Annotated in this window: 9 protein-coding genes and 1 pseudogene; 8 read left to right on the top strand and 2 right to left on the bottom strand. The window is 37.6% G+C overall.

All coding sequences use genetic code 11. From position 1 onward, the window contains the following. The first annotated feature begins 233 nt into the window (after nt 1-233). Together MLOOGBEN_RS22595 and MLOOGBEN_RS22590 are read left to right on the top strand one after the other, a co-directional pair. Nucleotides 234-545: a PTS lactose/cellobiose transporter subunit IIA gene (locus tag MLOOGBEN_RS22595; RefSeq protein WP_179160538.1), complete on the top strand. Its 312-nt coding sequence runs from the start codon at nt 234-236 to the stop codon at nt 543-545. Then, nucleotides 545-1,858 carry a 6-phospho-beta-glucosidase gene (locus tag MLOOGBEN_RS22590; RefSeq protein ID WP_179160537.1) on the top strand — a complete coding sequence of 438 codons (1,314 nt, stop codon included), beginning with the start codon at nt 545-547 and terminating at the stop codon, nt 1,856-1,858. The genes MLOOGBEN_RS22595 and MLOOGBEN_RS22590 overlap by 1 nt, the downstream gene beginning before the upstream one ends. A gap of 300 nt (nt 1,859-2,158) precedes the next feature. On the opposite strand, the gene MLOOGBEN_RS22585 is transcribed toward MLOOGBEN_RS22590, so the two are convergent. Beyond that, nucleotides 2,159-2,944: an SDR family NAD(P)-dependent oxidoreductase gene (locus tag MLOOGBEN_RS22585; RefSeq protein ID WP_179160536.1), complete on the bottom strand. Its 786-nt coding sequence runs from the start codon at nt 2,942-2,944 to the stop codon at nt 2,159-2,161. A gap of 260 nt (nt 2,945-3,204) precedes the next feature. Between MLOOGBEN_RS22585 and MLOOGBEN_RS22580 the strand changes: the two genes are divergently transcribed. The 4 genes from MLOOGBEN_RS22580 to MLOOGBEN_RS22565 all read left to right on the top strand — a co-directional run bounded on the left by MLOOGBEN_RS22580 (nt 3,205) and on the right by MLOOGBEN_RS22565 (nt 8,807). Then, nucleotides 3,205-3,975, top strand: coding sequence for a M15 family metallopeptidase (locus MLOOGBEN_RS22580; protein WP_179160535.1), 771 nt, complete (start codon nt 3,205-3,207; stop codon nt 3,973-3,975). 384 nt (nt 3,976-4,359) lie between these two features. Continuing rightward, entirely contained in the window at nt 4,360-4,566 is a 207-nt protein-coding gene (locus MLOOGBEN_RS22575; RefSeq protein WP_218781292.1) for a phosphoheptose isomerase family protein, read from the top strand. After that, nucleotides 4,539-4,802 carry a PTS lactose/cellobiose transporter subunit IIA gene (locus tag MLOOGBEN_RS29755; RefSeq protein ID WP_179160599.1) on the top strand — a complete coding sequence of 88 codons (264 nt, stop codon included), beginning with the start codon at nt 4,539-4,541 and terminating at the stop codon, nt 4,800-4,802. Before MLOOGBEN_RS22575 ends, MLOOGBEN_RS29755 begins: the two co-directional genes overlap by 28 nt. Nucleotides 4,803-5,294: 492 nt before the next feature. After that, nucleotides 5,295-8,807, top strand: coding sequence for a S8 family serine peptidase (locus tag MLOOGBEN_RS22565; protein WP_179160533.1), 3,513 nt, complete (start codon nt 5,295-5,297; stop codon nt 8,805-8,807). A 633-nt stretch (nt 8,808-9,440) separates the two neighbouring features. On the opposite strand, the pseudogene MLOOGBEN_RS22560 reads toward MLOOGBEN_RS22565, so the two are convergent. Beyond that, nucleotides 9,441-13,721: pseudogene (locus MLOOGBEN_RS22560) on the bottom strand (S8 family serine peptidase); the annotation flags it as partial. An 834-nt stretch (nt 13,722-14,555) separates the two neighbouring features. Here MLOOGBEN_RS22560 and MLOOGBEN_RS29625 point away from each other — a divergent pair. Beyond that, nucleotides 14,556-18,110, top strand: a complete 3,555-nt coding sequence (locus MLOOGBEN_RS29625) for a S8 family serine peptidase (RefSeq protein WP_179160531.1) — start codon at nt 14,556-14,558, stop codon at nt 18,108-18,110. A gap of 427 nt (nt 18,111-18,537) precedes the next feature. Next, entirely contained in the window at nt 18,538-26,730 is an 8,193-nt protein-coding gene (locus MLOOGBEN_RS22550; RefSeq protein ID WP_179160530.1) for a S8 family serine peptidase, read from the top strand. Nucleotides 26,731-26,987 lie beyond the last annotated feature (257 nt).

Below are 26,987 nucleotides of genomic sequence, written 5' to 3'. Positions count from 1 at the left end.
ATACCAATTGAAAGAAGTGACTCTTCTTATATAATGCCTTATGAAAGCAAATGACTTTGAGTTCAAAAGGCATTATGAAGGACATGAAAAAAACATTATAATATAAAAAATTTTAAGTTTGAAAATTTTATAGAATACAAGAATACCCAAAGGGGTTTTTAACATAGAAAATTTGTGGCCATAAGCTTACAGAGTTTCAAAATTTCTCTTGAAAGAGGAAGGAGGTCAGTTTTATGGTAAAACATGAAACAGAAATTTTTACATTGATTTTACATGGTGGAAATGGTCGAAGTGCAGCAATGGAAGCCATTCATGCCGCAAAAGAACGGAATATGGATTTAGCACGCGAGAAATTAAAAGAAGCAAGTGATGCTTTAAATGAGGCACATCATATTCAAACATCGCTCATTCAATCTGAGATAGGTGGAAATCCAACAGAAATTTCACTTTTAATGATTCATGCCCAAGATCACTTGATGAATGCAATGACCGTAAAAGACTTGGCAAAAGAGTTCGTTGACATGTATGAAAGGGGCCTTAAGTAATGTCAAAGAAATTTAAAGTTGTGACAATTGGTGGGGGCTCTAGTTATACGCCGGAACTAGTTGAAGGCATTATTAAGCGTTATGAAAAAATACCAGTTACAGAACTTTGGCTTGTTGATATCGAAGCAGGTCGCGAGAAATTAGAAACAGTTGGTGCGCTAGCAAAGCGTATGGTCAAAAAAGCTGGGGTTCCAATTGAGATTCACCTTTCATATAATCGTCGTGAGGCTTTGAAAGATGCTGATTTCGTTACGACACAACTTCGTGTTGGGCAATTGGCTGCACGTGCACTTGATGAAAGAATTCCATTAAAACATGGTGTTATCGGGCAAGAAACCAATGGTGCAGGTGGTTTGTTTAAAGCGCTCCGTACGATTCCAGTAATTTTAGATATTTGTAAGGAAGTTGAAGAGCTTTGTCCAAATGCGTGGGTACTTAACTTTACAAACCCTGCAGGTATGGTGACAGAGGCAGCATTAAGATATTCAAATATTAAGAAGTTTATTGGCCTTTGTAATATTCCGATTGGAATGGAAATGGGTATTGCAAATCTATTAAATGTGGATCACTCTCGTGTTCGTATTGATTTTGCAGGTCTTAATCATATGGTTTTTGGATTAGAGGTTTATCTAGATGGAGTGAGTGTAAAAGATAAAGTTCTTGAAATGATCATGGATCCTGCCAATGCAAGTTTTGTGAAAAATATTGACGCAGAGGAGTGGGCACCTGAATTCCTAAAAGGTATCAATGTCATCCCATGCTCATACCATCACTACTACTACAAAACATCTGAGATGTTGGCAAGAGAATTGAAAGAATTCGAGTCTAATGAAACACGTGCAGAGGTCGTACAACGGATTGAAGCATCTCTATTTGAAAAATATAAAGATGAAACGCTAGATGTAAAACCACCTGAGTTAGAAAAACGTGGTGGAGCATATTACTCCGATGCAGCTTGTCGTTTGATCTCATCGATTTACAATGATACGCGAGATATTCAACCATTGAATACAATGAACAAAGGGGCAATTTCAGGCCTGCCATATAACAGTGCTGTTGAAGTTAGCTGTGTCATTACGAAGGATGGACCAGTACCATTAACGATGGGAGAAATGCCAGTTCCAGTTCGAGGATTGATACAAACGATTAAATCTTTTGAACAGATGGCAATTGAGGCTGCGGTAGAAGGAAGTCGTGAAAAAGCAATCGTTGCATTGACGATCAATCCGCTTGTTGCAAACGATAAAATGGCTATAGCGATTGTAGACGAAATGCTAGAGGCACACAAAGCATATTTACCAAGGTTTTTTTAATAATAGCAGATCCGATTGTCAGGATATTTTTTCTGATTTATTGATAAAAAAAGTCTTATTTATATCAAACAACCTAGTGAGTTTTAATATGTGACTTACAAATCTTTGAAGAGAACCAGTTGTCCAAAAAAATCAAAATAAAAAACAGAGGAGTTAGGAAGCCTCTGTTTTTTGTGCTAAATATTGTTTTATTTTTGCTAGGAAATATAAGATTAATTCACTTGTAATTAACATTCTTAACTTGCAATCAAGTAAAATAATATTTTTATCAAATTTTGAAACTAATGTTGGGTATTAATATTACTTAGCCCCAAGTCCGCCATCAATACCCAATATATTTCCATTACAATAATCAGAAGATGTCGAAGCAAAGTAAATAACAGCTCCAGCTATATCATTATCTCCGCCTAACCTTCTTGAAGGAGTCTTAGTACCTTCCCCGCCCAATTTATTTGCAAGTGTACCTTCTACTTGCGGATCATTCATTCCAGTAGTCATGATTCCAGGTGCAATAGCATTCACAGTCAGTCCATGACGAGCCCACTTGACTGCAAGGTCCTTTGTTAACGTGTTAACGGCACCTTTACTTGCTGCATATCCTACGGAGTCTACTACTTCTGGATCCGTACCCCTAGTTGCAACTGTTGAAGAAACGTTGATGATTTTTCCGTATTTGTTTTCAATCATATGTCTTCCAACAGCCTGACACATTAAGAATGTACCTGTCAAATTTGTATCGATCATAATTTGCCATTCTTTAAAAGGCATCTCCGTCGCTGGGATTTCATAAGCTACTCCGCTAGCGTTGACTAAAATCTCGATCTTGCCAAATTGAGAAATTACTTTCTCTACAGCTTGTCCAACAGATTCAGGATTTGTTACATCCAATGCCAGGGCAAATGCTTGTCCTCCGGACGTTTCAATTTCATTTACAACGTTCTCGCAAACTTCTAAACGACGTGAACCTACTACAACGGTAGCACCAGCTTTTGCAAGTGCAATTGCCATTTGACGGCCTAACCCGCTGCCTCCTCCAGTAACAATTGCTATCTTTCCAGTTAAATCAAAAAATTGGTTCAATGACATGCTGCTTTCCTCCTGTATTGGGAATATTCAAAGATTTTAAAATCTTTAATATATTAATTATACTCATAAATAATATTTAAATAAAATTAACGATTTTAATGTGTAAGTAAGTATTACTAATATTAAAAAAGCGGTAAAGCTATTTACATTGAACAATAAATCTTTAGTTTTAAGCTTTACTTCATAACATATTAAGTTTTCTGGAGTTCAGTACACAATGACACCATGATAAAATTTAAACTGTCAATTAACATTAGTTTATGTATACAGTTTTTATTATGGATGTGCTCAAATTGGATAGATTATTAATCAGGGACTGCATCATTATATTTGCAGTGTTATTAACTATATTTACAGATATTAATCGAGATACAAAAATCAAACCTGTATCCACAACGTCCACGTCCGTTCATGCAAAACAGCATGATGAAAGTATCCATGTTGACACTAACCCTGAGAGCATTTCTGTTCTTGTAAATAACTTACATAAACTGCCAGAAAGTTATTCCCCATCAGAGCTTATTTTTGCGGATATTCCATTTGTTTTCCAAGAGAAAACTGAAAAACGAAAAATGCGTGCAGTGGCCGCCGGAGCGATTAAAGAACTATTCACTGATGCAGAAGCAGAAGGTATTACATTTTTAGGTGTTTCGGCTTATCGGTCACATGCAACTCAAACAGCATTATTTCACTCTTATGTAAGTAAGGATGGGTATGAGAAAGCAATAACGTACAGTGCATTGCCTGGCACAAGTGAACATGAAACCGGTCTTGCAATCGATGTTACCGGAGGAGATGGCGAGTGTGCTGCAGAAGACTGCTTCGGCGGAACAAAAGAGGCCCTTTGGCTAGAGGAGAATGCAGCGGATTACGGCTTTATTATTCGATATCCGAAAGGTAAAACAGCCATTACTGGTTATCAATATGAGCCTTGGCACCTACGATATGTTGGTAAATCGATCGCTCTTAAAATTATGAACAAAGGAATTACACTGGAAGAATATTTTCATGCAGAACCAGTTAATAAGTAACAAAAAGCGTCAATTTCCTTTTGGAGCTTGACGCTTTTTGACGTTCCGTTGGAGGTGCATCTAGTGCAAACCCCTCATAGTGCATTATTACTGATCCTTGCTAAACGAATTGTTATCAAGGTTTTTTTATTTAACTGGATAATCAACAGATAGACTTTTTTCCTATTTGATCAAATAATTATTAATGAATTTTTAAAAAATTACGAGATATTACATATTTCCCCCGAATATTAAATCTTACCCTGTTAATTAACTGAAAGTTTAGATAATATTTACAGGCAGAAAGGAGGGCGTCATTATGCTAGATGAGTTTTATCAATATGTAACTGAAAATCTAGATAAGTTATATAAAACTCAATTTAATAAAATTAAAGAAATATCTAAATGAATTTTCCGACATCGTTATTGACAGGATGTTGTATGGGTGCAACATCAACGATTTCAGCAGCCTTCGTTACACAAACATTGTCCATTTTATTAGCTAAGAAATTCTATCAAAATGGGTTAAATCCGCCAATTTTCAAAAGTTCAAACATTGAAGGTGGAGATGAATGGAATAGAAAATTGATAACCAAATTTTATGGTGTTTAATATTTAGCTATAGAAGCGGACAATTTGATAAGGCTGAACAAAAACTCAATGAAGCAAAACAGGAGTTAAATAAAGCACATCGTTTTCAAACAGAATTAATTAAAAAAGAATCAGGTGGAGACACGTATGACATTCGCATCATACTTGTCCATGCACAAGATCATCTCATGAATGCAATGACGTTAAAAGATATGGCAGTTGAGATAATAGATTTGAGAAGAGAAATAAAAAAATAATATCCCTGCTACTAGGGCTTGAATTCGGTATTGTACTGGACTCAGGCCCTTTAATTTTATCACCTTGTACTCACTGTGTTTTTCGGCTAAATGGACATTTAGTTCTTTGTACCTATTTTAATCGACTTATTTTTTAATAAATCATAAAATTCGATTAATTTTGTTTATTTCCCCCAATTTTAAAGAAAAAGCACTCCTCTAATAATATTAAATCGACAAAATTAATAAATATTCTTCCTGATAATAGTTTAATTTTTTATCTTAAATTTATATAAATGACAATTTTTTTGTTGAACTTTAAAATATAAGTCTATCGGACTATGCTTAATTCCCCCAATTTACTGTGCTTAATGGTGAATGTACAATTTGATTTAATCAATAGAGTTAGAGATAAACGTAAAGGTATTCGTTTTACTTTAAAAGTCTCTAATCACTTAATTGTAGAGAAATAAATATAAACCGCCAAGATCAAATAATAGAGGAGAGACGTAAATGAAAAAGAGTAAATTGAAGGCGTTTAAAGTGATGACAACTGCAGCTGTAACATCCTTACTTCTTTCATCATTCACAGCTTTTGCCGAAACCAATGAAACTTCAACCGAGTCTCAAATATTGGGAGAAACAGTTGAGCAAGGAAGCAGTGATCTTTATAGTAAAGAAGTTACTAAAGAAGGTTTAACTAAAACGTATAGCCCAAATGAAATGGTCCGCCTAATCGTTGAAGTGGAACAACCAACTGATGTGGAGAAAACATCCAAAAATAAAAAAACATTAATGAAGCAAAAGCAAGACAAAGTCATCGACCAAATCGCTAAAACGAAAACTTCTAAATCAAATTCACATACGAAAGTGAAACACCGTTATTTTGAAGGTTTTAACGGATTCAGCGTAGAAACAGAGTTTCAGAATATGAAAGAAATCAAGTCTATTCCAGGGGTTATGAATGTACATATTGCTAGAACATTCCAGGAATCAATGGGAGCAAGTAAAGATTTAGTACAAGCACAAAAAGTATGGGAGCGATATGGTTATAAAGGTGAAGGATTACTAGTAGCGATCGTAGATTCTGGGATAGATCATACACACAAAGATATGAAACTATCAGATACAGCCAAAGCGCAAGAAAAGTGGACTCAAGATAAAATCAATCAAAAATTTGAAGAGACAGACGTAAACGATATTTGGTATAGCGATAAAGTCCCAACAGGCTATGATTGGGCAGATAATGATACCGATGTCATTCCTGGAGCAAATGGCAGTCCGCATGGTACACACGTTGCTGGGACAGTTGGAGCAGGCGGGGACGAAGCGAATGACGGTGTCGAGGGTATAGCACCAGGTGTGCAGCTATTAGCGGAGAAGGTATTTTCAGATAATGGTGGCGGAGCCTACGAGGATGATATTATCGCAGGAATTGAGCATGCCATTACAATGGATGCAGATGTGATAAACATGAGTCTAGGTGTTGATGCAGGCTTTATAGGTGAAGAATACGACCCTGTACAAAAAGCAATCCGAGTTGCGACAGAACAAGGTACCCTTGTTGTAGTGTCGGCCGGTAATTCCGCTCATAGTACTAAACACAATTTATTACTTGAATCTGCTTCAAAGCCATATGCAGAAAATCCTGATATTGGAACAGTTGGTGCACCATCTGTAAGTCCATATGCTTTATCGGTTGCTTCCTATGAAAATACAAAAATGCATTTAAATACATTAGCAGAAGCAAATGGTTTCAAGCTTCCTTTCCAAGATCAAACGATGTTTCCTACAAAATATAACTTTAAACTTTCAAGATTTTTAAATCCGAATCAAGATTATGAAATGGTATATGTTGGCGAAGGTACGAAAAATTCTGATTATACTGGTAAAAACGTAGAAGGAAAAATTATCGTAGCAAAATTATTAAATCAATATACTTCTTATTCTCCAATTCAATTTAAAGCTGCACAATTTAAAGCAAAAGCAGTTATTTTAATCCCGGCTGATAGCATGGCTGATTATTCTTATCTAAGATTTAGTGAGTTTTCAATTCCAGCTGCTACTACGGGGAAGGCTTCAGGGCAAGAACTAATAAATAAACTAACAAGCGGTCAAATTGTTAAGATGAAATTATCTGGGGGGATTTGGGTCGATAATGCCGCAAATAACACGATGTCCCATTTTACATCCATTGGTTCCCCAAGTACTTTAGATTTTAAACCAGAGATTTCTGCGCCTGGAGGGAAAATTTATTCAACTGTACCAGGAAATGATTATGAAGTTATGAGCGGTACATCCATGGCAGCTCCTCACGTTGCAGGCGGTTCAGCATTGTTATTACAGGCACTTTATGAAAAAGGATTGTCACATTCAAAAGAAACGGTACTAAAAGCAAAACTTGCATTAATGAATACATCTAGTATTGGTATGGATCCAAGAACAAATGGAGAAATTCCATATTCACCACGGGTACAAGGATCGGGTTTAATGCAAATTCAAAATGCCATTAATACACCTGTCATTGTGACAAGTCGAAACACTCCATTAGAACAAGCTGGAGCGGTTGCTTTAAAGGAAATTGGCCAAACTACAAGCTTTAAATTAAACGTGGAAGCATTCGAAACTCCTAAGGATAAAAATAATAGTGAGGAGATCGAATACCAAGTTTTTGTAGATGTTTTAAAGGATCAAACTGAAATGAAAGAATATGATTTAGACAATGATGGTGACTTGGATTCCAAGGAGTATCTAACATTAAAAAGTGAACGAATCAATGGAGCAACTGTCACTGTCAATGATAATAAAGTAACAGAAACAGAAGGTGCACTTCTTAAAATTAAACCTGGTCAAACAAAACTGCTTACTGTTAATGTAAATTTACCAGATTCCTTAAAGAAAAATAGTTTTGTTGAAGGATTTGTTCGTCTAGTTCCTATTGCCAAAGACCAAGATAAAGCCGTACCTTTATCTGTACCATATATGGGCTACTATGGAAATTGGGATGAACCACAAAATATCGATCCTCCTGCATGGGAAAAAGATGCATTTTTAGGCTATACAGCACTTTGGGATGGCTCATCAGAACGGTATCCAAAGGGATATGATTCTAGTACTGGAACGTTTGATCTTAACAAAATTGCCATCTCGCCAAACTTCCATTTAAATGGAATCTATTCTTCTTTTACAGCTTTACGTAATTTACAAAAAACAGAAATGTATATAGAAGATCAATCAGGAAATAACATTAGATATTTAGGTGACTTCAGTGAATTTACCGGGACACCATGGAAGTTCAGAAAGAATGTCATGTCATTTGGGGACACTTCCTACAATGAGCTCTATGCTTGGGATATGAAGGATGAGTCTGGACAATTTGTAGCAGATGGAAATTATCAATATGTGATTAAAACGACATTAGACTATCCAGGTGCAAAGCCACAGTTAGTTAAAATGCCAGTGAAAGTGGATTCCGTACTTCCTAAAGTTTCAGACATTACTGTAACTCCAAAGGATGGAAAATACGAAATTTCCTGGGTAGGCACAGATAATGAAAATGGAAGTGGATATGTTGTTGCAATGGTTTGGGTGAACGGAAATTATTATACACCAGGAAAAGAGACAAAATTACTCGTAAACTTCGAACCGAAAAGTATTGTGGTTAAAGGTGCTGATAACGCATTTAATCACTCGTACACTGTTTGGGGAGATCAAGATCCAAAATATATGAGTGAATGGATTGTTCTTACAAATTCTGGTGTATATCCAACCAAAAATTTAAACAAAAATACTCCAACAGAAATTGATTACTTTGCTTCAAACAGAGTAGACTGGACGTTTTATGTGAAAGATGCAAATGGAAATATAATCGATACGTTTGAAGTTAAAAATGAAAAAGAAGCTCACAAAAAATGGGCACCTAAACCAGAGTTGCCAAATGGAAATTACTTTATCTCTGCTGATGTGGTTTCAAAAGATGGATTTAAAGTGTCAACAACGCCAGTAAAAGTAACGATTCTTCAATAAACTAATAATAAAAAAGAAAGCTAATCTTAATATATGGTTAGCTTTCTTTTTTATGTTCTCGTATTGGGATCGAACAAGAAAATAGATCGTATACATTCAGTCTTTGAATTTATTTTTCTAGATAAATAAAAGTGCTACTCTTTCATGTCATATAGACAAAAGAGCAGCACTTTTCATTACCTTAGATTATTCACTTTTTGTCCGCCGGTGTTGATTGCGGTTTTAATTGTTGTTCTCTTTAGCAGGTAATAATGGATCTGCAGTTATTACCGTAACAACGTTAGATTTACCCTCGTTCAAGCCGCCTACTACTTTTACTCTAAACTTGTAGGAAGTATTAGCTGACAGTCCTGTCACTACTGCACTGTTTGAGCCGGCTGTAACCGTTTTTTCTGTTGTCGCAGCACTCCATGTAACGCCATTATCGCTCGATTGCTCAATTTTTACATCAGTTGCATTGACTGCTGCAATCCAGCTAAGAGCGGCTGTATTTTTAGATATAGCAGTATTTTTCAACGTGTTAACGGTTGATGCAATTCCTAATTCATTGAAGTAATTTGTACTGTACTTACCGGCAACTTGTTCTTTCGGCGTAACTGTTGCATCTGGGTTTGATTTGTACAAATTCTTTACAAGAAAATTCATATCAGTTGTATTGACAATGCCGTCTTGGTTCAAATCTTCTATTTTGAACGTCTCTGTATCTTGCATACCAATTTTATTAGCTACTTTCTTAACGTCTAGAACATCAATAACGCCATCTCCGTTTACATCACCTGCAGCAGAGACTGGCTGCTTAGATGCAGCGAATAAATACTGACCAATTTCCTCGCCCCAAGTCGTTTTTGCACCTAGAGTCACTTTTTGTATACTCTTCAAATGTCCAGGAGCTTCCACTACAATATTATATGGATCCTTTGAAAGAGGAATATCATACACTTCGACATAACCGTATGAATTAACTGTTCCTGGGAATTTATCTCCGTTAGAACTTTGCGCGTATACTGTTGCTCCAACTTTCGATAAATCTTTACTCCATTGATCGTTTAATCCTTGAAGACGCATATATGAAACTACATACGAATGCTTCGGAATAATTTTATAGCTGTCAATTTGGTTGAACAGAGTCATTTTCGTTGGTTCAGACTCTCCAAACTTCGTGTAGCTGAAGTCTTTCGTATTTTCTTCTCCGTCCATTGTATCTGCAAGAATATAGAAATGATCGTCTACTAGCTTAAAGGTTACATCAAGGAATGGGCTGTCCCCGCTAAATCCTTGGAATCCATTTCCGCTAATATGAGCTCCTACGTTAACCATTTTTTTAGACGAGATGTAAGTAGGGTGGTCCTTTACGACTGGTTCGTCTACAGTTACAGTCAAGCCGTTATCTTGTGCATATTGTTGGAACTCTTTATTTACTTTTACATCTAAAAATTCAAAGTTCTTATAAAAACCAAGATCGTACGTACCTGACAAAAGCTTCTCAACATTGTTCAAACTTAAAGTCATTGTTAACGTATCGTTTTTATACACTTTTTCTTTATCGTAGGTAGGCACTACATAAGGGGTACCTTCCTTAACAAACGCATAAGGGTAGAATTCATTTAATAAATGTGCGTTTGTTGCCTTATCCATTGGAAATAAAATAACGGTTGCCGGCCCATTCTCAATGTCATTCTTCTCAATACCAAATTTCACATCGCCGTTCGCTTCAACAGGAAAATCTCCATCAGGGAATACTTTCTGATTTAGATAATACCAAAGTGTGTTCGAAGACTGTGTAAGACCAAGTGGTGCTAATTGTTTTGTACCTTCATCGTAAAGATTTGCATGAACCCAAAATGCGTTATGAGCTTCACCGTTAAGAGTTTCATGTGTAAAGTCTGAATCTTTTAACTCGTATACTTTACCAGGAGCTTTATCTTTAAAGGTAAGCTTAGGTAATGTATTGTCCACAACAAACAAATGAGATTCCTCGTATGATTTACCGTCTGCATCTACTGCTCTAAGCTTCAGTGTATATTGACCTTCTGATAATACTGATTGTGGCAGGTTAATATCAGTTATCTCATCTTTTGGATCTCCAATAAACGGATAGTAAGAAGCACCAAAGCTTAAAAATAAATCTTGGTCTATCGGTGCTGTTGCAGCATTGATAGTTCTTGGACTTGTACTTCCAAGTGCACGACCGTCTTTGTCATAGTAAATTGCTCGAACATTTACCATCGGGCTATTTAATTTGAATTTTACCAAATACATAGGACCATTCATAAATGGATGTGCAGGATCCCATTTCACGGTACTGATGGCTGGATTACTCACTTCAATACTATTAATCCCTTTATCAACTGCACGAACAGCGAATGGCACACGATAGCTTTCTTGTGGATTCGCATGATTGACAATATTCACATACCCTTCGTATCTGCCCGTTTTTGCTGTTCCTGGAACACGAAGCGTCGCTGTTAAATCAGCCGATTGTCCCGGTTCAACAGTAATAGACTGTGCTGATGTCGTCATTTCTACCTTATTGGACACTGCGTCAAGAACGCCACTCTTAGCCTTCGAATATTCATAACTGATATCAAAAGTTTTTTGCCCGGTTCCTTTATTTTTAATAACCATTTTACGACTGTCTTCATTCGTATCGTTTTCTTTTCTATAAATCGTACCATATGCAATTGATCCTGTTTCTTCGTCAATCGTGACAAGGCTGCCGTTTTGATCTTTATTTTGAGTCTTGTCCATAACTTTAACAGATACATCTGCATGAACGGCTTCTTTTACATCGACTAATCCTGCGCCTACTTCATATACAGAATAATCGCCAGATAATTTATCTGATGTATTCATTAACGCCGCTTTCACATCAAACGGAGTATAGTCTGGATGTGCTTGTAAAATAAGAGCAGCAATTCCGGCTACATGAGGCGATGCCATCGACGTTCCAGAAATACGTGCGTATGCTGACGAATAGTCGATTCCGTCTTCTGGACTATGAATGTATTCCGGATAAGTAGAATGGACAGATACACCAGGTGCTACTACATCAGGTTTAATGTCATAGTTCTTTGTAGCAGGTCCTCTTGAGCTGAAGCCCGCCAGATGATTTCCTTCTGTCACAACTGAACCTACACTAGTAAAAGTAATTCCAGAACTTGCTGTTGCTTTTAAACGCTCACCATCTGCTTTCGTTAAACGGAAAGCAGGGATGAAATTGGTTTCATTAGCAAGATAACTGTCGATTTCGCCATCGACATTGTTATACATAATCACAGCGGCTGATCCCGCTTTTTTAGCATTGACCACCTTATCGACTAACGCGTACGATCCACGCTGAATTAATGCTACTTTTCCTGTTAAGTCAATTGGTTGACCATTAGCATCTTTAAAATCGTTCTCCCCACCTAAACCAACATAGACGATAGGATACGATTGGTTTACTAACGTTTCTAAATGATCATTAAAACCTTTACCTAACAGCTTCATGTTGTTGAACGTTTCACTGCCAACAGTTGCCGATGCTGTAGGAATGCCCATCGGGAAGTCACTTGCTCCAACAGTAATAGCAAACGCTGCTGTTCCAGGAGAACCAAGTGTTTTCTCACCTGGACCTGCGTTACCTGCTGATACTGTACATGTCACACCAGCAAGTGTAGCATTATTAATGGCAACGGATTCTGCAATTAACGGGTCGTTTACAGCAACACCCAATGACAAGTTAATAACGTCCATTCCATCTTTTACTGCCTTATCGATACCAGCAATAATGTCGCTTGAATATCCGCTGCCCCATGGACCTAAAACACGGTAACTATATAAATCAACATCAGGCGCTATACCTAAAGACGGATTATCAACACTATTTTCCCCTTGACCTGCAATCGTTCCTGCTACGTGGGTACCGTGATACGTATAATATGAATGACCAGGATACTCCGGCTTTCCTTCATTTACCCATTCTTGATACGTCGTTTCCATTGGATCAGCATCATTACCGACAAAATCCCAACCTTTTACAGTTGTCGGATCAATAGTCTTTGCATCTTCTCCATCTTTTTTTCGATATCCATTATATGCGTTTGTTAAATCTGGATGGTTGTAATCAATCCCTGTATCGAGAACTCCGACCTTAATTCCCTTTCCAGTAACACTATCATTATGCAAATCTTCAATACCTGGAAGAGGAATATAATTCTCTTTCAACGTATTTGTAGAAGTATTTTGCTCGGAAACACTTTGCTGCTGGATTGAGGTTGTAGCAGATTTTACTTGCTGGTTTCGAGCTGACAAATTATCTGTATAGGAACCATTTAATTCTTTTGGATCAAGCTTCACAACTCGATCTTCATAAATACTGCTGACTAAGCCTGATTCTAAAAGTTTTTCCACATCTGTTCCTGGGAGTGTCATCGCTACTCCGTTAAACGAGTGCTGGTATTCTCTAGTAATCTTAATTTCTGGTTGTGAAGCAGGAGTAGATGGGGTGATGACACTACTTTCTTCTTTTTGTTTCCCCAATCCTTGAACATAATCTTTAAACTTTTTATGAGAATCTTTAACCTTTTTAGCAGCGTCTGTCAATGACATCTCGTTACCTGCTAATTGCTGCTGAAGTACCGCTACTTTTGCTGGAGCTTGTTTAAATTCAACAATGACTCGAACTGGATCAGTACTGTGAATGTTGATATTTGGTGAAATTTTCACTTCACTCTCTGTGCTAATTTTGTTCATTGCTTCTAGCTGCTCTGGGGTTAGCGTATATGTCCCCGTATGAGCTTTACTAGGAATCGTACCTTGAATGATGTTTTGGACTGGGTCTACAGCTAAAACATTAAAAGGTATGACTGAAGACATCAATATACAACTCATTGATGTCGTTGCAAAAATCTTTTTAAACTTATTTTTCCCCAATGCACTTCTCCCCCTGTATAATTAATAATTGAAATTTTCCGACAAATTTCTTCGTCTGACTTGATTATACTTCACAATTTTTAGTCGGGTAAATTGGGGGATTTTAATGAAAAACATAAAAAAACAGGGGATTTTGCTGCTTAAATATATATATATAAATGCATCTCTTTATTTAAATACTTGGGTTTTGGCGGAAATAGAATTTGGGGGAAATAGACGAATTTAACATGATCTCCTAATCTATGTTTATACCAAATTTAATTTAGTTGAAAGGAAGTCGGCCTTAAAAATGGGGTTGACTTCTTTTTTTATGAGTTTGGGTCGTAGTGAGAGGGCTGAAGCTAAGGTGCAAACTTGGATTGATCTTACACACATACGAGTATCTGTATTTTTATTTATATTATTTTATATTAATTTATATCCAAGGTGCCATATCCTTATATGCTTCTTTATACCTATTTTAATCAATTTATTTTTTTGCAAATCATAAAATTCTATTATTTGCAATTATTTCCCCCAAGTTTAAAAGAATGTACTCCATTAAGAAAATTAATTTCGACAAAATCTAGAAGGATCTTTTCCGAGATTAACTTGAAAACTTATTTAAAATGAGAATATGTTAAATAAAATTATTAACATTTGAGTCTATCGAACTATGCTTAATCCCCCAATTTACTGACCTTTATGGTGTATATAAAATTAAAATATATTTATTTACTCAAAAGGGTTTGAGATAAGTTTAAAGTAACGATTCATTAACTTTATTAAATTATTAACCTATAAATGAAGTGAATTAAATATAAAGACTATCTTTAAATAAAAGGAGAGACATCAATGAATAAGAGTAAATTAAAGGCATTTAAAGTTATGACGACTGCAGCTGTGACATCTTTAATTCTTTCATCATTCACTGTTTTTGCAGAAACGAATGACGCTTCAACTGATTCTAAATCGATTGAAGATATAGTGGAACAAGGAAGTAGTTTATTTTTTGATTTGGATAAGGTAGAGACTGGAAATGATAATCTCTATAATTATGAAGGTGAAGGTTCTAAAGTAGGTTTAACTAAAGCCTTTAGTCCAAATGAAATGGTTCGTTTAATTGTAGAAGTTGAACAACCATCCGATGAGGAAAGTACAACAAAAAATAAAAGATCATTAATGAAGCAAAAGCAAAACAAAGTCATCGAGCAAATTGCTAACTCCAAAGATTCAAAATCAAATTCGACAGCTAATGTCAAGCACCGTTATTTTGAAGGCTTTAACGGATTCAGTTTAGAAACAGAGTTTCAAAATATGAAAGAAATTGAGTCCATTCCAGGAGTTATAAATGTTCGCATTGCTAGAACATTCCAAGAAACAATGTCAACAAGTAAGTCATTAGTTCAAGCTCAAAAAGTATGGAGCGATTATGGATATGAAGGCGACGGATTACTTGTAGCGATTGTCGATTCCGGGATTGATTATACTCACAAGGATATGACACTTACTGAAAAGGGAAAAGCAAAACAGAAGTGGACTTCAGAAAATATCCAATCTAAATTCGAAGAGACAGAAGTTAATGAAACTTGGTATAGCGATAAAGTTCCAACTGGATATGATTGGGCAGACGAAGATACCGATGTTATCCCTGCCGTCACTGGTAATCCGCATGGTACACATGTTGCCGGTACAGTTGGAGCAAATGGAGACGAAACGAAAAATGGTGTACAAGGAATTGCCCCTGGAGTTCAACTTTTATCTGAAAAAGTATTTTCAGATAAGGGTGGCGGAGCTAAAGAGGATGATCTTCTTGCAGGTATTGAACATGCTATTACAATGGGTGCCGATGTCATCAATATGAGCTTAGGTACAGATGCTGGCTATGTTGGGGAAGAAGATGATTTAGTTCAGAAAGCGATTCGTGTAGCAACAGAACAGGGTACACTTGTTGTCGTTGCAGCAGGTAATGCATCCTATAGTACAAAAAATACTTCAATTGTTTCTTCATTAAAACCATATGCGGATAATCCTGATATCGGTGTAGTTGGTCAACCAGGTGTTAGTCCATATGCCATCTCTGTTGCTTCCTATGAAAATCCTAAATTGCATTTAAATAATTTAGAAGATGGAAATGGGTTATCAGTGTCATTCAAGGATCATACGCAATTCCCTGCATCTTATAATTTTAAAGTTTCAAAGAATCTAGTGCCAGGTACTAGCTATGATATGGTATACGTAGGCGAAGGAAAGAAAGCTTCGGATTATCCTGCGGGCAAAACTGGCTACATTGCTGTAGTTAAACTTTTAAGTTCATATAGCACTGTTTCGTCCATTCAATTTGCTGCAAAGAATGCAGGAGTAAAAGCTGTGATTATGATACCACCTGCAGTTTGGCCAGATTATTATTCTCTACCAGTAACGCCAACGGCAGCACCGACAGCGACAACGAGTAGATCTGAAGGTGAAGCATTGCTAGCTAAAATGAGTAGTCTACCAAGTGGACAATATTTGAGTATGAAGGTTGGAAACGGTACATTAATAGATAATCCTGCGAAGGACACAATGTCTCATTTTTCATCCATCGGTGCCCCGCATACATTAGATTTTAAGCCAGAGATTTCGGCACCGGGTGGAAATATCTATTCAACAATGCCAGGTAATGATTATCAAATCATGAGTGGAACATCGATGGCAACTCCTCATGTTGCAGGCGGTTCTGCATTATTATTACAGTCTCTTTATGGAAAAGGCTTATCACATACCAAAGACACAGTGTTAAAATCAAAAATTGCTTTAATGAACACTGCTAATGTTGTGATGGATCCACGAACAAATAGTGAAGTTCCATATTCCCCACGTGTACAAGGATCTGGTTTAATGCAAATTGAAAATGCGATTAAGACGCCTGTCATTGTAACCGATAGGAGTACTTCTTTAGAAAAAGCTGGAGCAGTTGCTTTAAAGGACATGGGTCAAAATACAAGCTTTAAATTAAACGTTGAAGCCTTCGATGCTCCCAAGGGTAGCAATAATAGTGAAGAGATTGAATATAAGGTTTATGTAGACGTTCTAAAGGATAAGACTGAAATGAATGCATTTGATTTAGATAGAGATGGAACATTGGACCAAAAAGAGTATTTAACTTTATCAAGTGAACGTATTAATGGTGCCACTGTAACTGTAAATGATGTTAAAGTAACTGAAGCAGAAGGTTCTTTAATTAAAATCAAACCAGGTCAAACTAAAATGCTGACCGTTAATGTATCTTTACCGGATTCCTTGAAGAAAAATAGTTTTGTCGAAGGATTTGTTCGTCTCGTCCCTGTATCCAAAGATCAAAATAAAGCCGTACCTTTAACGGTTCCGTATATGGGCTTCTACGGAAAATGGGATGAACCACGAAATATAGACGCTCCAGCTTGGACTACGGATAGATTTTTAGGATGGACAGCACTTTGGGATGAAAATTCTGAAAGATATCCACTAGGATTCGACCCATATACTCAAAGGTTTTTCCTTAACCGTATTGCTTTCTCGCCTAACTTTATGACTGATGGAATTTTATCTTCATTTACTGGTTTACGTAATTTAGAAAAAGTGGAAATGTATATTGAAGATTCATCAGGAAATATCATTGAAAATTTAGGCGATTTCAGTGAATACACTGGAACTCCATGGAAATTCAGAAAAAATATTATGGCTTATAGTGACCAGAAATATGGTGGGTATAAATGGGATATGAAGGACGAATCAGGACAATTCGTACCTGATGGTGTATACCAATATGTGATTAAATCAACATTAGATTATGAGAATGCAAGGCCGCAGGTGGTTAAAATGCCAATTACGGTAGATTCCATCGCTCCAACTGTTTCAGATATTACAGTTACGCCAAAGAATGGTAAATATGAAATATCCTTCAATGCGAAAGACAATGCATCTGACTTTAATTCAGCTGTAGTTTATGTGAATGGACAATATTATTCGCCGCAAGTTGGACAAACATCTCTACTTGTCAATACTGAACCAAAAGGTATGGTTATTTTAGCTGTTGATTATGCAGGAAATATTTCTTGGAATACGTGGGGAGATCAAAGCTATAATAAACAAAGCATGGTTCTTCAAACGATGAATATATCACCGACAACTGATATTAACCAAAACAAACCTGCAAAAATATCTGCTTGGGCTCATAACAGAGTAGACTGGACAATTAATGTGAAAGATGCTAATGGAAGTATCGTTGATTCGTTAGAAGTGAAAAATGAGCATTCGCTTAAAACACAATGGGCTCCAGATAAGGATCTTCCAAATGGTACGTATTCGATTACACTTGATGTCGTTACAAAAGACGGATTTAAAGTAACAACACTTCCAAAACAAGTAACGGTTCTTCAACAACCATAAATAATTTACTTGGATCAATTAAAAAGCTATCTTTCCTATTATTTTAGGAATTTGATAGCTTTTTTCTTTTTTTATCAGTATTGCTTTCGACAATTTTCTCGTAAATTTCTAATATTCCCCCAAATATAAACAAAAATCTATTTCATTTAATTAACAAATTTTCCTTTTATTAATAGACTTTATCTGTGAATTATCTAAAAATCTATCATTTATTAGCAAAATCCCCAATGATTTGTCTTTTTTGGGAAGAAAAACATCGATTCGAAGAGGCAATTTTCCCCCAATGTACGATTTATATGAATCCTATTAATATTAAATTACATCTAAGTATTGAGAAAATTTTTAATACTTAAATGGTGCGCAATAGAATGGGCAAGTAGATAATCTATTAGATTGCTCATATTTTTGATATTTTAGGAGGGTAAAAATGAATATGAGAATGAGACGAACAAAGAGAATGTTATCTGTCTCTATGTTGATTGCGATGCTTTTAAACATTGCGCTCCCTCAGAGTTTAACACTCGTACATGCTGCTACTAACCCAAGTCAGCAAAGTCCGTCAAGTGGAACTTTTGATGCTAAAGAAGTAAATCGTATTCTAGACGGTCTTACTCCAGAGCAAAAAGCAAACATTAATAAGCTGACTGGAGCAGAAAATTCGCAAAAAATCCATGTGGATCAAAAAGATTTTCGTAGCTCAAAAGTGATTAATGTTATCGTCCAGTTTAAAGAAGATCCAGCTAAGATTCAAATCATTAAACAAGCATTGGCTAACGATGGTGCAGCTTTAAATAGCCAAGCTTTTGCTGATAAATATTCAGCAGCACAAAAAAAGGTTACAGATTCTCACGCTAATTTCAAAAACTTTGTGAAATCACAGCCGAAAACGCAAATGATCGGTGGAACACCTGTCGATACAGGTGTGAAAATTACGAGAGAATTCACAGAAGCTTTCAATGGAGTAGCGATGACTTTACCGGCAAACCTCCTAACCAGTATTGCAGAAAATGCAGAAGTGGCATCGGTTTGGTCGAATGAAACCTTTGAAGTTCCAGAGCAAAACATGGCAAATGCGGCAGAGACAACCGGTTTTGTAGGGAAAGCGACGTCAGGTCTTAAATTATTGGGGCTAGACAAACTTCAAGCAGAAGGCCACACAGGGTTCATTAAGTCAGGTCCGAATGCAGGAAAAAGAGTGAAGGTCGGTGTATTAGACACTGGTATTGACTACAATCACCCTGATTTATACAAAGCGACACACGATGCAAACGGAGTACGCTATGGCGGACATGACTTTGTTAATTCCGTGGTCAATTCAGATGGTAGTGTAACATTCATCGATGACAATGACCCAATGGAAACGATCTATTCAGACTGGTTGGATGCCAAAGCTAATCCAACTAAGGTGCTAAATGAGGCGACACAAAATTACAAAGATTATATTACAGCACATGGAACGCACGTTTCAGGAACCATTGCTGCCAATACAACAAACAATAATTCAACCTATTCCGCTAATGGCGTTGCACCAGATGTAGAACTACATGGTTATCGTGTTCTTGGTCCAGGTGGACGTGGTTTAGGAGACGGCATTTTAAAAGGGATTGATCAAGCTGTGAAAGACGGCATGCAGGTCATCAATCTTTCACTAGGCTCAAAGACTAATGACCCATTAAGCCCAAACAGTATCGCCATTAACAATGCGACGTTAGTTGGTGTTACCTGTGTGGTATCAGCAGGTAATGCAGGTCCAGGTGCGGCCACGGTAGGATCTCCAGGAACGTCACCACTAGCCATAACGATTGGTGCAAGCACGATTCCAGTAGAGATTCCCGTCTTAACGATGAAAAATGGAACCATTCCTTACCAAGCTCGTTTATTCGCTAAAAGTTTTAAAGACAGTGACAATGAATTAGCAGGACAAACACTTCAAATTGTAGATGTTGGTTTAGGTGGTCCATCGGATTACGAAGGAAAGAATTTGTCTGGGAAACTTGCTCTCGTGAAACGCGGATCGAGCTTGTTGACAGCCAAAATGGCGAATGCCAAAGCGTCAGGCGCCAAAGGGATGATCATTTGGAATAATATCGCAGATGAAAACAGCCAAGGGTATATGACGAGTTCCCTGGGAGCAAGTATGGATAATATTTATTCCGTTTCCTTAACACAATCACAAGGTCAAACTCTTGTCGATGCGATTCGCAATGATCCAACGAAGGCAACCATGACATTCCCATCCACCCTTGATGAATCCGTATGGAAGAAAGGGGATGAACTAGCAGGCTTTAGTTCAACCGGTCCGGTGAAGAACTATGATATAAAGCCAGACGTCATTTCACCAGGTGTTGACATTATTTCCACTGTTCCTTTTGATACTTGGGAGCCTCAGGAAGGCCAAACACATGATTATACGTATAGTTACGAATCGATGCAAGGTACATCCATGGCAGCACCTCATACGGCAGGGATTGCTGCGTTGGTTTTAGCTGCTCACCCGGATTATAAACCGGCAGATATAAAAGCCGCTTTAATGAATACGGCGAAGGATGTGAACACAGAATCAACGACTTACAGTGTGTACCAAGTCGGTGCTGGACGTGTCGATCCTGAACGTGCCATCAAATCGGATGTCAAATTCCAGGTTATAGACAAAGCCAATTCCTATGATGATTCAGCCTATATCTATGATCCAACCTCTATTATGAAACAAATCGATGACATTAGAGGGAGTATTTTCTTCGGATTTAAAGGTAGAGGAGAAGGCGCGGAAGATGGTTCGGATGATGTGATATCAACGAAAGACTTTAACATCATCAATCAAGGAACAAGCAGTAAGACATTCAAGGTAAGTACAGACTTTATTTCCACAAAATTTGCTGCGTCGAATCCAGTAGGTTCTGGAACAGGAAACGATGTGAAGCTGGATGTTTCCGCTAATAATGCTAATACGACTTGCTTAACGGTTGGCGGAGCAAGCACAGTGAAAGCAACGGCCAAAATAACGGTTCCATCCAACTCAGAAGAAGGTACGTACGAAGGATATCTGAATTTAATCAATGCTTCCGATTCCACAGATTCGTACCGTATTCCTTTCACCATTACGGTAGCGGAAAAAGGGATTGATTTCAGAGCCCAATTAAAGGCAACAACCCTTACAGAGAGATATACAGGCAACTATAATCCAAATGGAGGAGCGCCAGGGCTACTCTATAGTTACACCATCAACAGTGAAATGGAAAGTATGTATCTGTTGTTAAAGGACAAAGACGGGAACTATTTAGGAGTCGTACAAAATGTATCTGGGATCAGTACGAAGGCTCCAGGTGTCAATTACTCGCTCCTTCCCATGCTTATAAACGGATTATATCTTCCATTTACGAAGACATTTAATGGCACAATTGACCAAACGGGAATTGCCACAACGGTAGCTGCTGCAAAAGAAGGGGCATATTCCGTCGAGATGATTGCCACCGACCGTAGTGGAAGACAGTACAAAGATGAAGACACGGTCTATGTTGACTATACAGCACCAACCCTTACCATGGATGAGTATTCACAGCCTGGTATTTATGAAATCGACCCGACGGGCTACCTACCTGGTCAGGAAGTGAAAAGAATCAGTGGTAAGGTGTATGATTCGAATGTCGACGTCATGAAAAATAATGGTGAAACATCGGTGCCGAGTCCAGAAAATCCAGCGAACCTAGCACCTGTAGACCAAAAATTGAACACAATATGGGCCTACCAAGACCAAAATTACCCAACGACGATATTCAAAAGTGACGCGAGCGGAAATTTCCATTTTGGCCTTTCCCCTGAGGACATTCGTCCAGAAGGTAGCGAGGTTCGTATTTATCCAACCGATTATGCGGGTGCCGGTCACTTCTTAACCAAACTGCGCTATTACTTTATCAAAAAAGGTTCACCATATGTCACGTTGACCTCATCTGGTGGAGTAGATTCAGGTCTTGAAAACAAAGGTAAGGTCGTCATTGAACCGAATAAACCATTCAAAGCAACACTCGCAACGAAAAATGGGGTGGGGATGACAGGTGGTCAATTCACGATCAATAATGCGAAATATTACCAATTTAGTAATATCAGACTTTCAGATGCGTATAAGCAATATTTAGATAGCAAAGGTATTACACCTACTTTAACCGTAAGTGAGCCATATCAATCTCCAGAAATAAGTGGTGATAACATCGATATTACGATATCTGGAATAGATGCTGCTGGTGCATTGGATCAGGATATGAACATCTTAGAAGCAGATGTGTCTTATACCAACCCTGAACCTTTAATTGGACCAAATGAATTCTATGTCACCAAATCAAGTTTTACGTTACCAGGTCAAGACACGAAGGTTCCTACCTTCCTTGCCAATTGGCCATATTTGAAAACGCCAACTTCCATGATGACCGGTGCTACGTTTGCCGAAAGCTTCCTTGAGAATAACATTAGCACTTCTTTCGGAAAAATTACCGTCAATTCAGGTGCAAAAGTAACGGTAACGGATGGCAATCAAAAGATATATAAAACGGATGAACCTACAACGAGCACAAATACGATTTCCTATACTGGGACTGTAACCTATGCGGTGAGCATGGATGCAAGCGACAAGCCATACAACGTTGAAATTTCCATGCCAGGACATTTCAAAGACTATACAACGACACCTGTGATCGGTTCCAACCGATATGGCTATCCAACAGGAAGTTACTATGACCGCGCGTCTCATGATACACCATTGATGTTAGCTGGAGACATGAATGGGGACAACGTGATTGATATGAAGGACCTTCTGGCGGAAATAGAGGCTTATAAAAACTATACAGCCCTCACCGTAACAGCAGATAAAAAGGCATTCCTAACGAATTCTGCCAACAGAAAGTATGATATTCGTTGGATTCCAACAACCAGTGTTGGTTATGGAATTGATTATTATGATTTCTACTACATTTTCAAAAACTTTAACCAAGTGAATCAAAGTGCCATCCAAGCAGGAATGAACGTGCCAACTCCACAACTGACATTAACAGAAGACACGTTGGTTAATGGGGTGCAATTAAAAGCTGGTGATGGTTTGGATAAAGTATGGGCGGCTCTCAATTTTGCTGGTCCAATACTAAAAACTTCAGCTACAAATATTCCAACCTTTGAAGAATTGAAAAATGGTTCTTCGATAAGATTAATGCCAACAAATACAGTTTTTATAGATGATATGCTTTGGAGAAAGGCGATTACGAATATTCTGATTGACTCAACAGACGTAACCAATCAATTGATTCCAAATACGTCCAATAAAGCCGTTACGATTTCGGAAGGTTACTCTTATGGTATCCCAAGAAGTTATGTCCCTATGGAGATTTCTTTACATGGCTCTTTATTTGGCAGTACGGGAATGAAAACAGTTACGATCAAGGCAAAAGGATATCAAGACGTTACATTAGCCTTTACGGTTTCGGCCCTACCGATACCGACGCCTACGATTTCATTAATCACCGACCCACAAAGAGCCCATATTGGTCAAGATTTAACCTACACTTTCACCGATGATGAGAAATGGCGAAATGGGATTAAGAAAATCGTGGTGAAGAAAAATGGAGTGGCAGCTGGTCTAGATATTACAGATTTAAAAGATAGCAGTGGAAACAAATATTATGATATCAGCCAACCAGGTCAAATTACGTTCAAAGCGGATTTATTTAAGACAGACGCAACACTGAATACTAGTGATGCGACAACCTTTAGTAAAGCAACGATCAATCCAAGTGGAGCCAACTATCTGCCTGCATTATACAAATTTGAAATCAATTCTGAATCGGGTGACACGGTATACCCGCTTGTCATCATTGGGACGAATAAAAATGACACAGGTTTGAATCCTGCTCAAGCGATTGGTTATGGCATTACGTTTAATTCTCAGGGAGGTTCTGCGATTAACACGACAGCGGTGGGTTACAGACCTAGTCTGAGTAAGTATGGAACAAATAGCTCTGATCCAGCGATAGGATTTAGTAGTCCAGCACCGACGAAGCCTGGATATGTCTTCTTGGGATGGTATAACGAGCCTGCCGCTACGACTACATTTAATCCAGGTACTGTATTGACGGCTGACAAAACGGTTTATGCAAAATGGGATATGAATACTACCCAAAACTATTCACCGGTTGATTTAAACAAACCGGATGGAATGAAGTTCGAAAGTGGTTCGGGTGCTTCGGGTATAGGTTGGGTACTTGGGGAAGGGAATTTGAAAATCAACATTCCGGATTATCAAACAAACCTGACGTGGCTAACCGATAAAAATAGCATTGCCAGTATTCAGGCAACATACTACAAGCTAAAAAGTGATGGATTAGGCGAAGCGACACCAACGACTTATACGCTGGACTCAAGCACGTATACGTTTAAAGCTAATTCGGATGGAAGTGCAACGCTTTCCTTTACAACAGCAACAGAAAACTATGCAACGGCCCATCCAGATGAAAAATTTGCCTTTAGTGGGGCACCAGCCATAAAAGCTCCTTATAATGGATATCAGTTAACGGTGACATCCACTAGTGGTCAAACGTCTCAAATTAATAACGTGAGACTGGGTTACAGACGTCACGTTGATTTAAATGGCGGAACGTTAAAAGTATTGTCTACTGGAAATACCTATTTCAATGATAGTCTGGTGAATGGTAAAGGAACCCCACCGGATATGAATAATGCTAAAATTTATATTGAAAATGGTGGTCTATCCATTAGCAATACCCTTTATTTTGACCGTGAAGGGACAAGCAACAAGGCGCTCGATTTATCAAAAATGACAAGTTTAACCGATAATACCACCTACTATGTATGCTGGATTAAAACTCCGCCAACCGTTTCGAAGGATGTGGTTGAAAATACAGTGGGTAACGATATTACGTTAACATTCACAGACAATGGGGCGTGGAAAACGAATATCAAGCACGTTTTAATTGGCTCAAAGGAATTGGTTCAGAATATCGACTACACGTTGACAAATGATTCGATTACGTTGAATAAAGCCTTATTCACAGCTGGACAAAAGTTCAATGTGGTCATTCAATCAGAAGGGTACGCGGATGTTACCGTGACAGACCAAGTCGTTGGTTATAAGGTGAACTTTGAATCAAACGGCGGAAATGCGATTAACTCTCAAATCGTCGATACACGTGTCTCTCTTCCGGAAGAACCAACGAAATCGGGTTATAAGTTTGCTGGATGGTATGCGGATCAAAACTTAGAAACACCATTTGATTTTACAAGCATTGTGACAAAACCGATCACTCTATATGCGAAATATGCTTTAGCTACATCCATTGTTACACCGGATACAAAAGACAACGCTCTTGGTAACGATATGACACTTGAATTCATTGATGCGGACTGGGCAAAAGCGATTTCCGGCATTACTGTGAACGGGTATTCTATCGATAATGCGAAATACAAAGTGGATGCTACTTTGGGTACAATTACGTTAGATAAGAGTCTTTTCAACAAAATAGGGTCTTTCACGATCATCATAAGTGCAACGGAGTATGCAGATGTAACCGTTAGCCAGAAAGTTGTGAACGGAATCCATGTTCATTTTGTTCTTGAAAATGCTCCATTTGAAGTCAACGATCAAATTGTGGTACGCAGAATAACAGAACCAGTCGTTTATGGCTATGATATAAACTGGTTCACAGATGCGGATGCGACGAATCCATGGAATTTCACTAACTCCATCTATTCTGAAAAAACGCTTTTTGGAAAATGGTCACTACACAAGTTTTCATTTGTTTTTGATAAACAAGATGGTAGCTTAGTAGATAGCCAAACTGGAGAATTTGGCAAGACGATTACAGCTCCAACAGCACCAACAAGACCAGGTTACGCATTCCTTGGTTGGTATAAAGATCCTGCTGGAAAAACGGCATGGAATTTTGATACTGATAAAGTTGAAGAGGATACAATCCTTTATGCAAAATGGGTAGCTGGTGTAGAAAACAATGGGCATTACAACAAAGATGTAACCATTACATTTAATGAAGCAACAGCTACATTAGATGGAAAAGATTTCACAAGCGGAACGACAGTTACTAACGAGGGCAACCACACTTTAGTGGTAACGGACGCATCCGGAAACGAAACAACTGTGAAATTTACAATTGATAAAACACCTCCAGTCGTAACGGGTGTAAGAAACAATGGACTTTACAACAAAGATGTGTTCATTACCTTTAATGAAGGAACAGCTAAATTAGATGGGAATGATTTTAAAAGCGGAACGAAAGTTACTAGCGAAGGAAGTCACACATTAGAGGTAACGGACGCAGCTGGAAACGTAACAACCCTAAACTTTACGATTGACAAAACAGCTCCAATAGCGCCTGCAGTTGATACAGTCACTTCTAAGACAACAGAAGTAACAGGTACAGCTGAAGCAAACTCTACGATTGTTATAAAAGAAGGTAAAGATACAATTGGAATTGGAAAAACTGATCAAGATGGAAAGTTCACTATTTCCATTAAAAAACAAAAAAAAGGCACAAACCTTTACGTAACAGCGAAAGACAAAGCTGGCAACGTAAGTACAGCAACAAAAGTAACGGTTAGCAAATAAGAAACAAAAAATATCCCTGATAATTTTCAGGGATATTATTTTGTTGGAAGATTATTTGGTATCTAGTATCCAATTTCAAAATTGGTACGAAATTCGTCCTAATTAATCGGTTGTAAATAATGGTACGAGCAAAGCATAAAAAATATATTCTCCTAGATTCTTTAAAATTCCCCCAAATTTTAATCGTTTTCAATTTCTAATTTAATTAAAATCCCCCTTAATTTATTTGATGTCTCTTTAAAAAAGTTTCGATTTTA

Source organism: Bacillus sp. EB106-08-02-XG196 (assembly GCF_013396335.1).
In the GTDB taxonomy this organism is placed as follows: Bacteria; Bacillota; Bacilli; order Bacillales; family Cytobacillaceae; genus Neobacillus.
This window is presented reverse-complemented; position numbering and strand designations above follow the sequence as displayed.

Bases quoted from the DNA above. Each gene is read 5' to 3' on its own strand.
- MLOOGBEN_RS22595 (WP_179160538.1), top strand. From the start codon at position 234: ATGGTAAAACATGAAACAGAAATTTTTACATTGATTTTACATGGTGGA.
- MLOOGBEN_RS22590 (WP_179160537.1), top strand. From the start codon at position 545: ATGTCAAAGAAATTTAAAGTTGTGACAATTGGTGGGGGCTCTAGTTAT.
- MLOOGBEN_RS22585 (WP_179160536.1), bottom strand. From the start codon at position 2,944: ATGTCATTGAACCAATTTTTTGATTTAACTGGAAAGATAGCAATTGTT.
- MLOOGBEN_RS22580 (WP_179160535.1), top strand. From the start codon at position 3,205: ATGTATACAGTTTTTATTATGGATGTGCTCAAATTGGATAGATTATTA.
- MLOOGBEN_RS22575 (WP_218781292.1), top strand. From the start codon at position 4,360: ATGAATTTTCCGACATCGTTATTGACAGGATGTTGTATGGGTGCAACA.
- MLOOGBEN_RS22565 (WP_179160533.1), top strand. From the start codon at position 5,295: ATGAAAAAGAGTAAATTGAAGGCGTTTAAAGTGATGACAACTGCAGCT.
- MLOOGBEN_RS29625 (WP_179160531.1), top strand. From the start codon at position 14,556: ATGAATAAGAGTAAATTAAAGGCATTTAAAGTTATGACGACTGCAGCT.
- MLOOGBEN_RS22550 (WP_179160530.1), top strand. From the start codon at position 18,538: ATGAATATGAGAATGAGACGAACAAAGAGAATGTTATCTGTCTCTATG.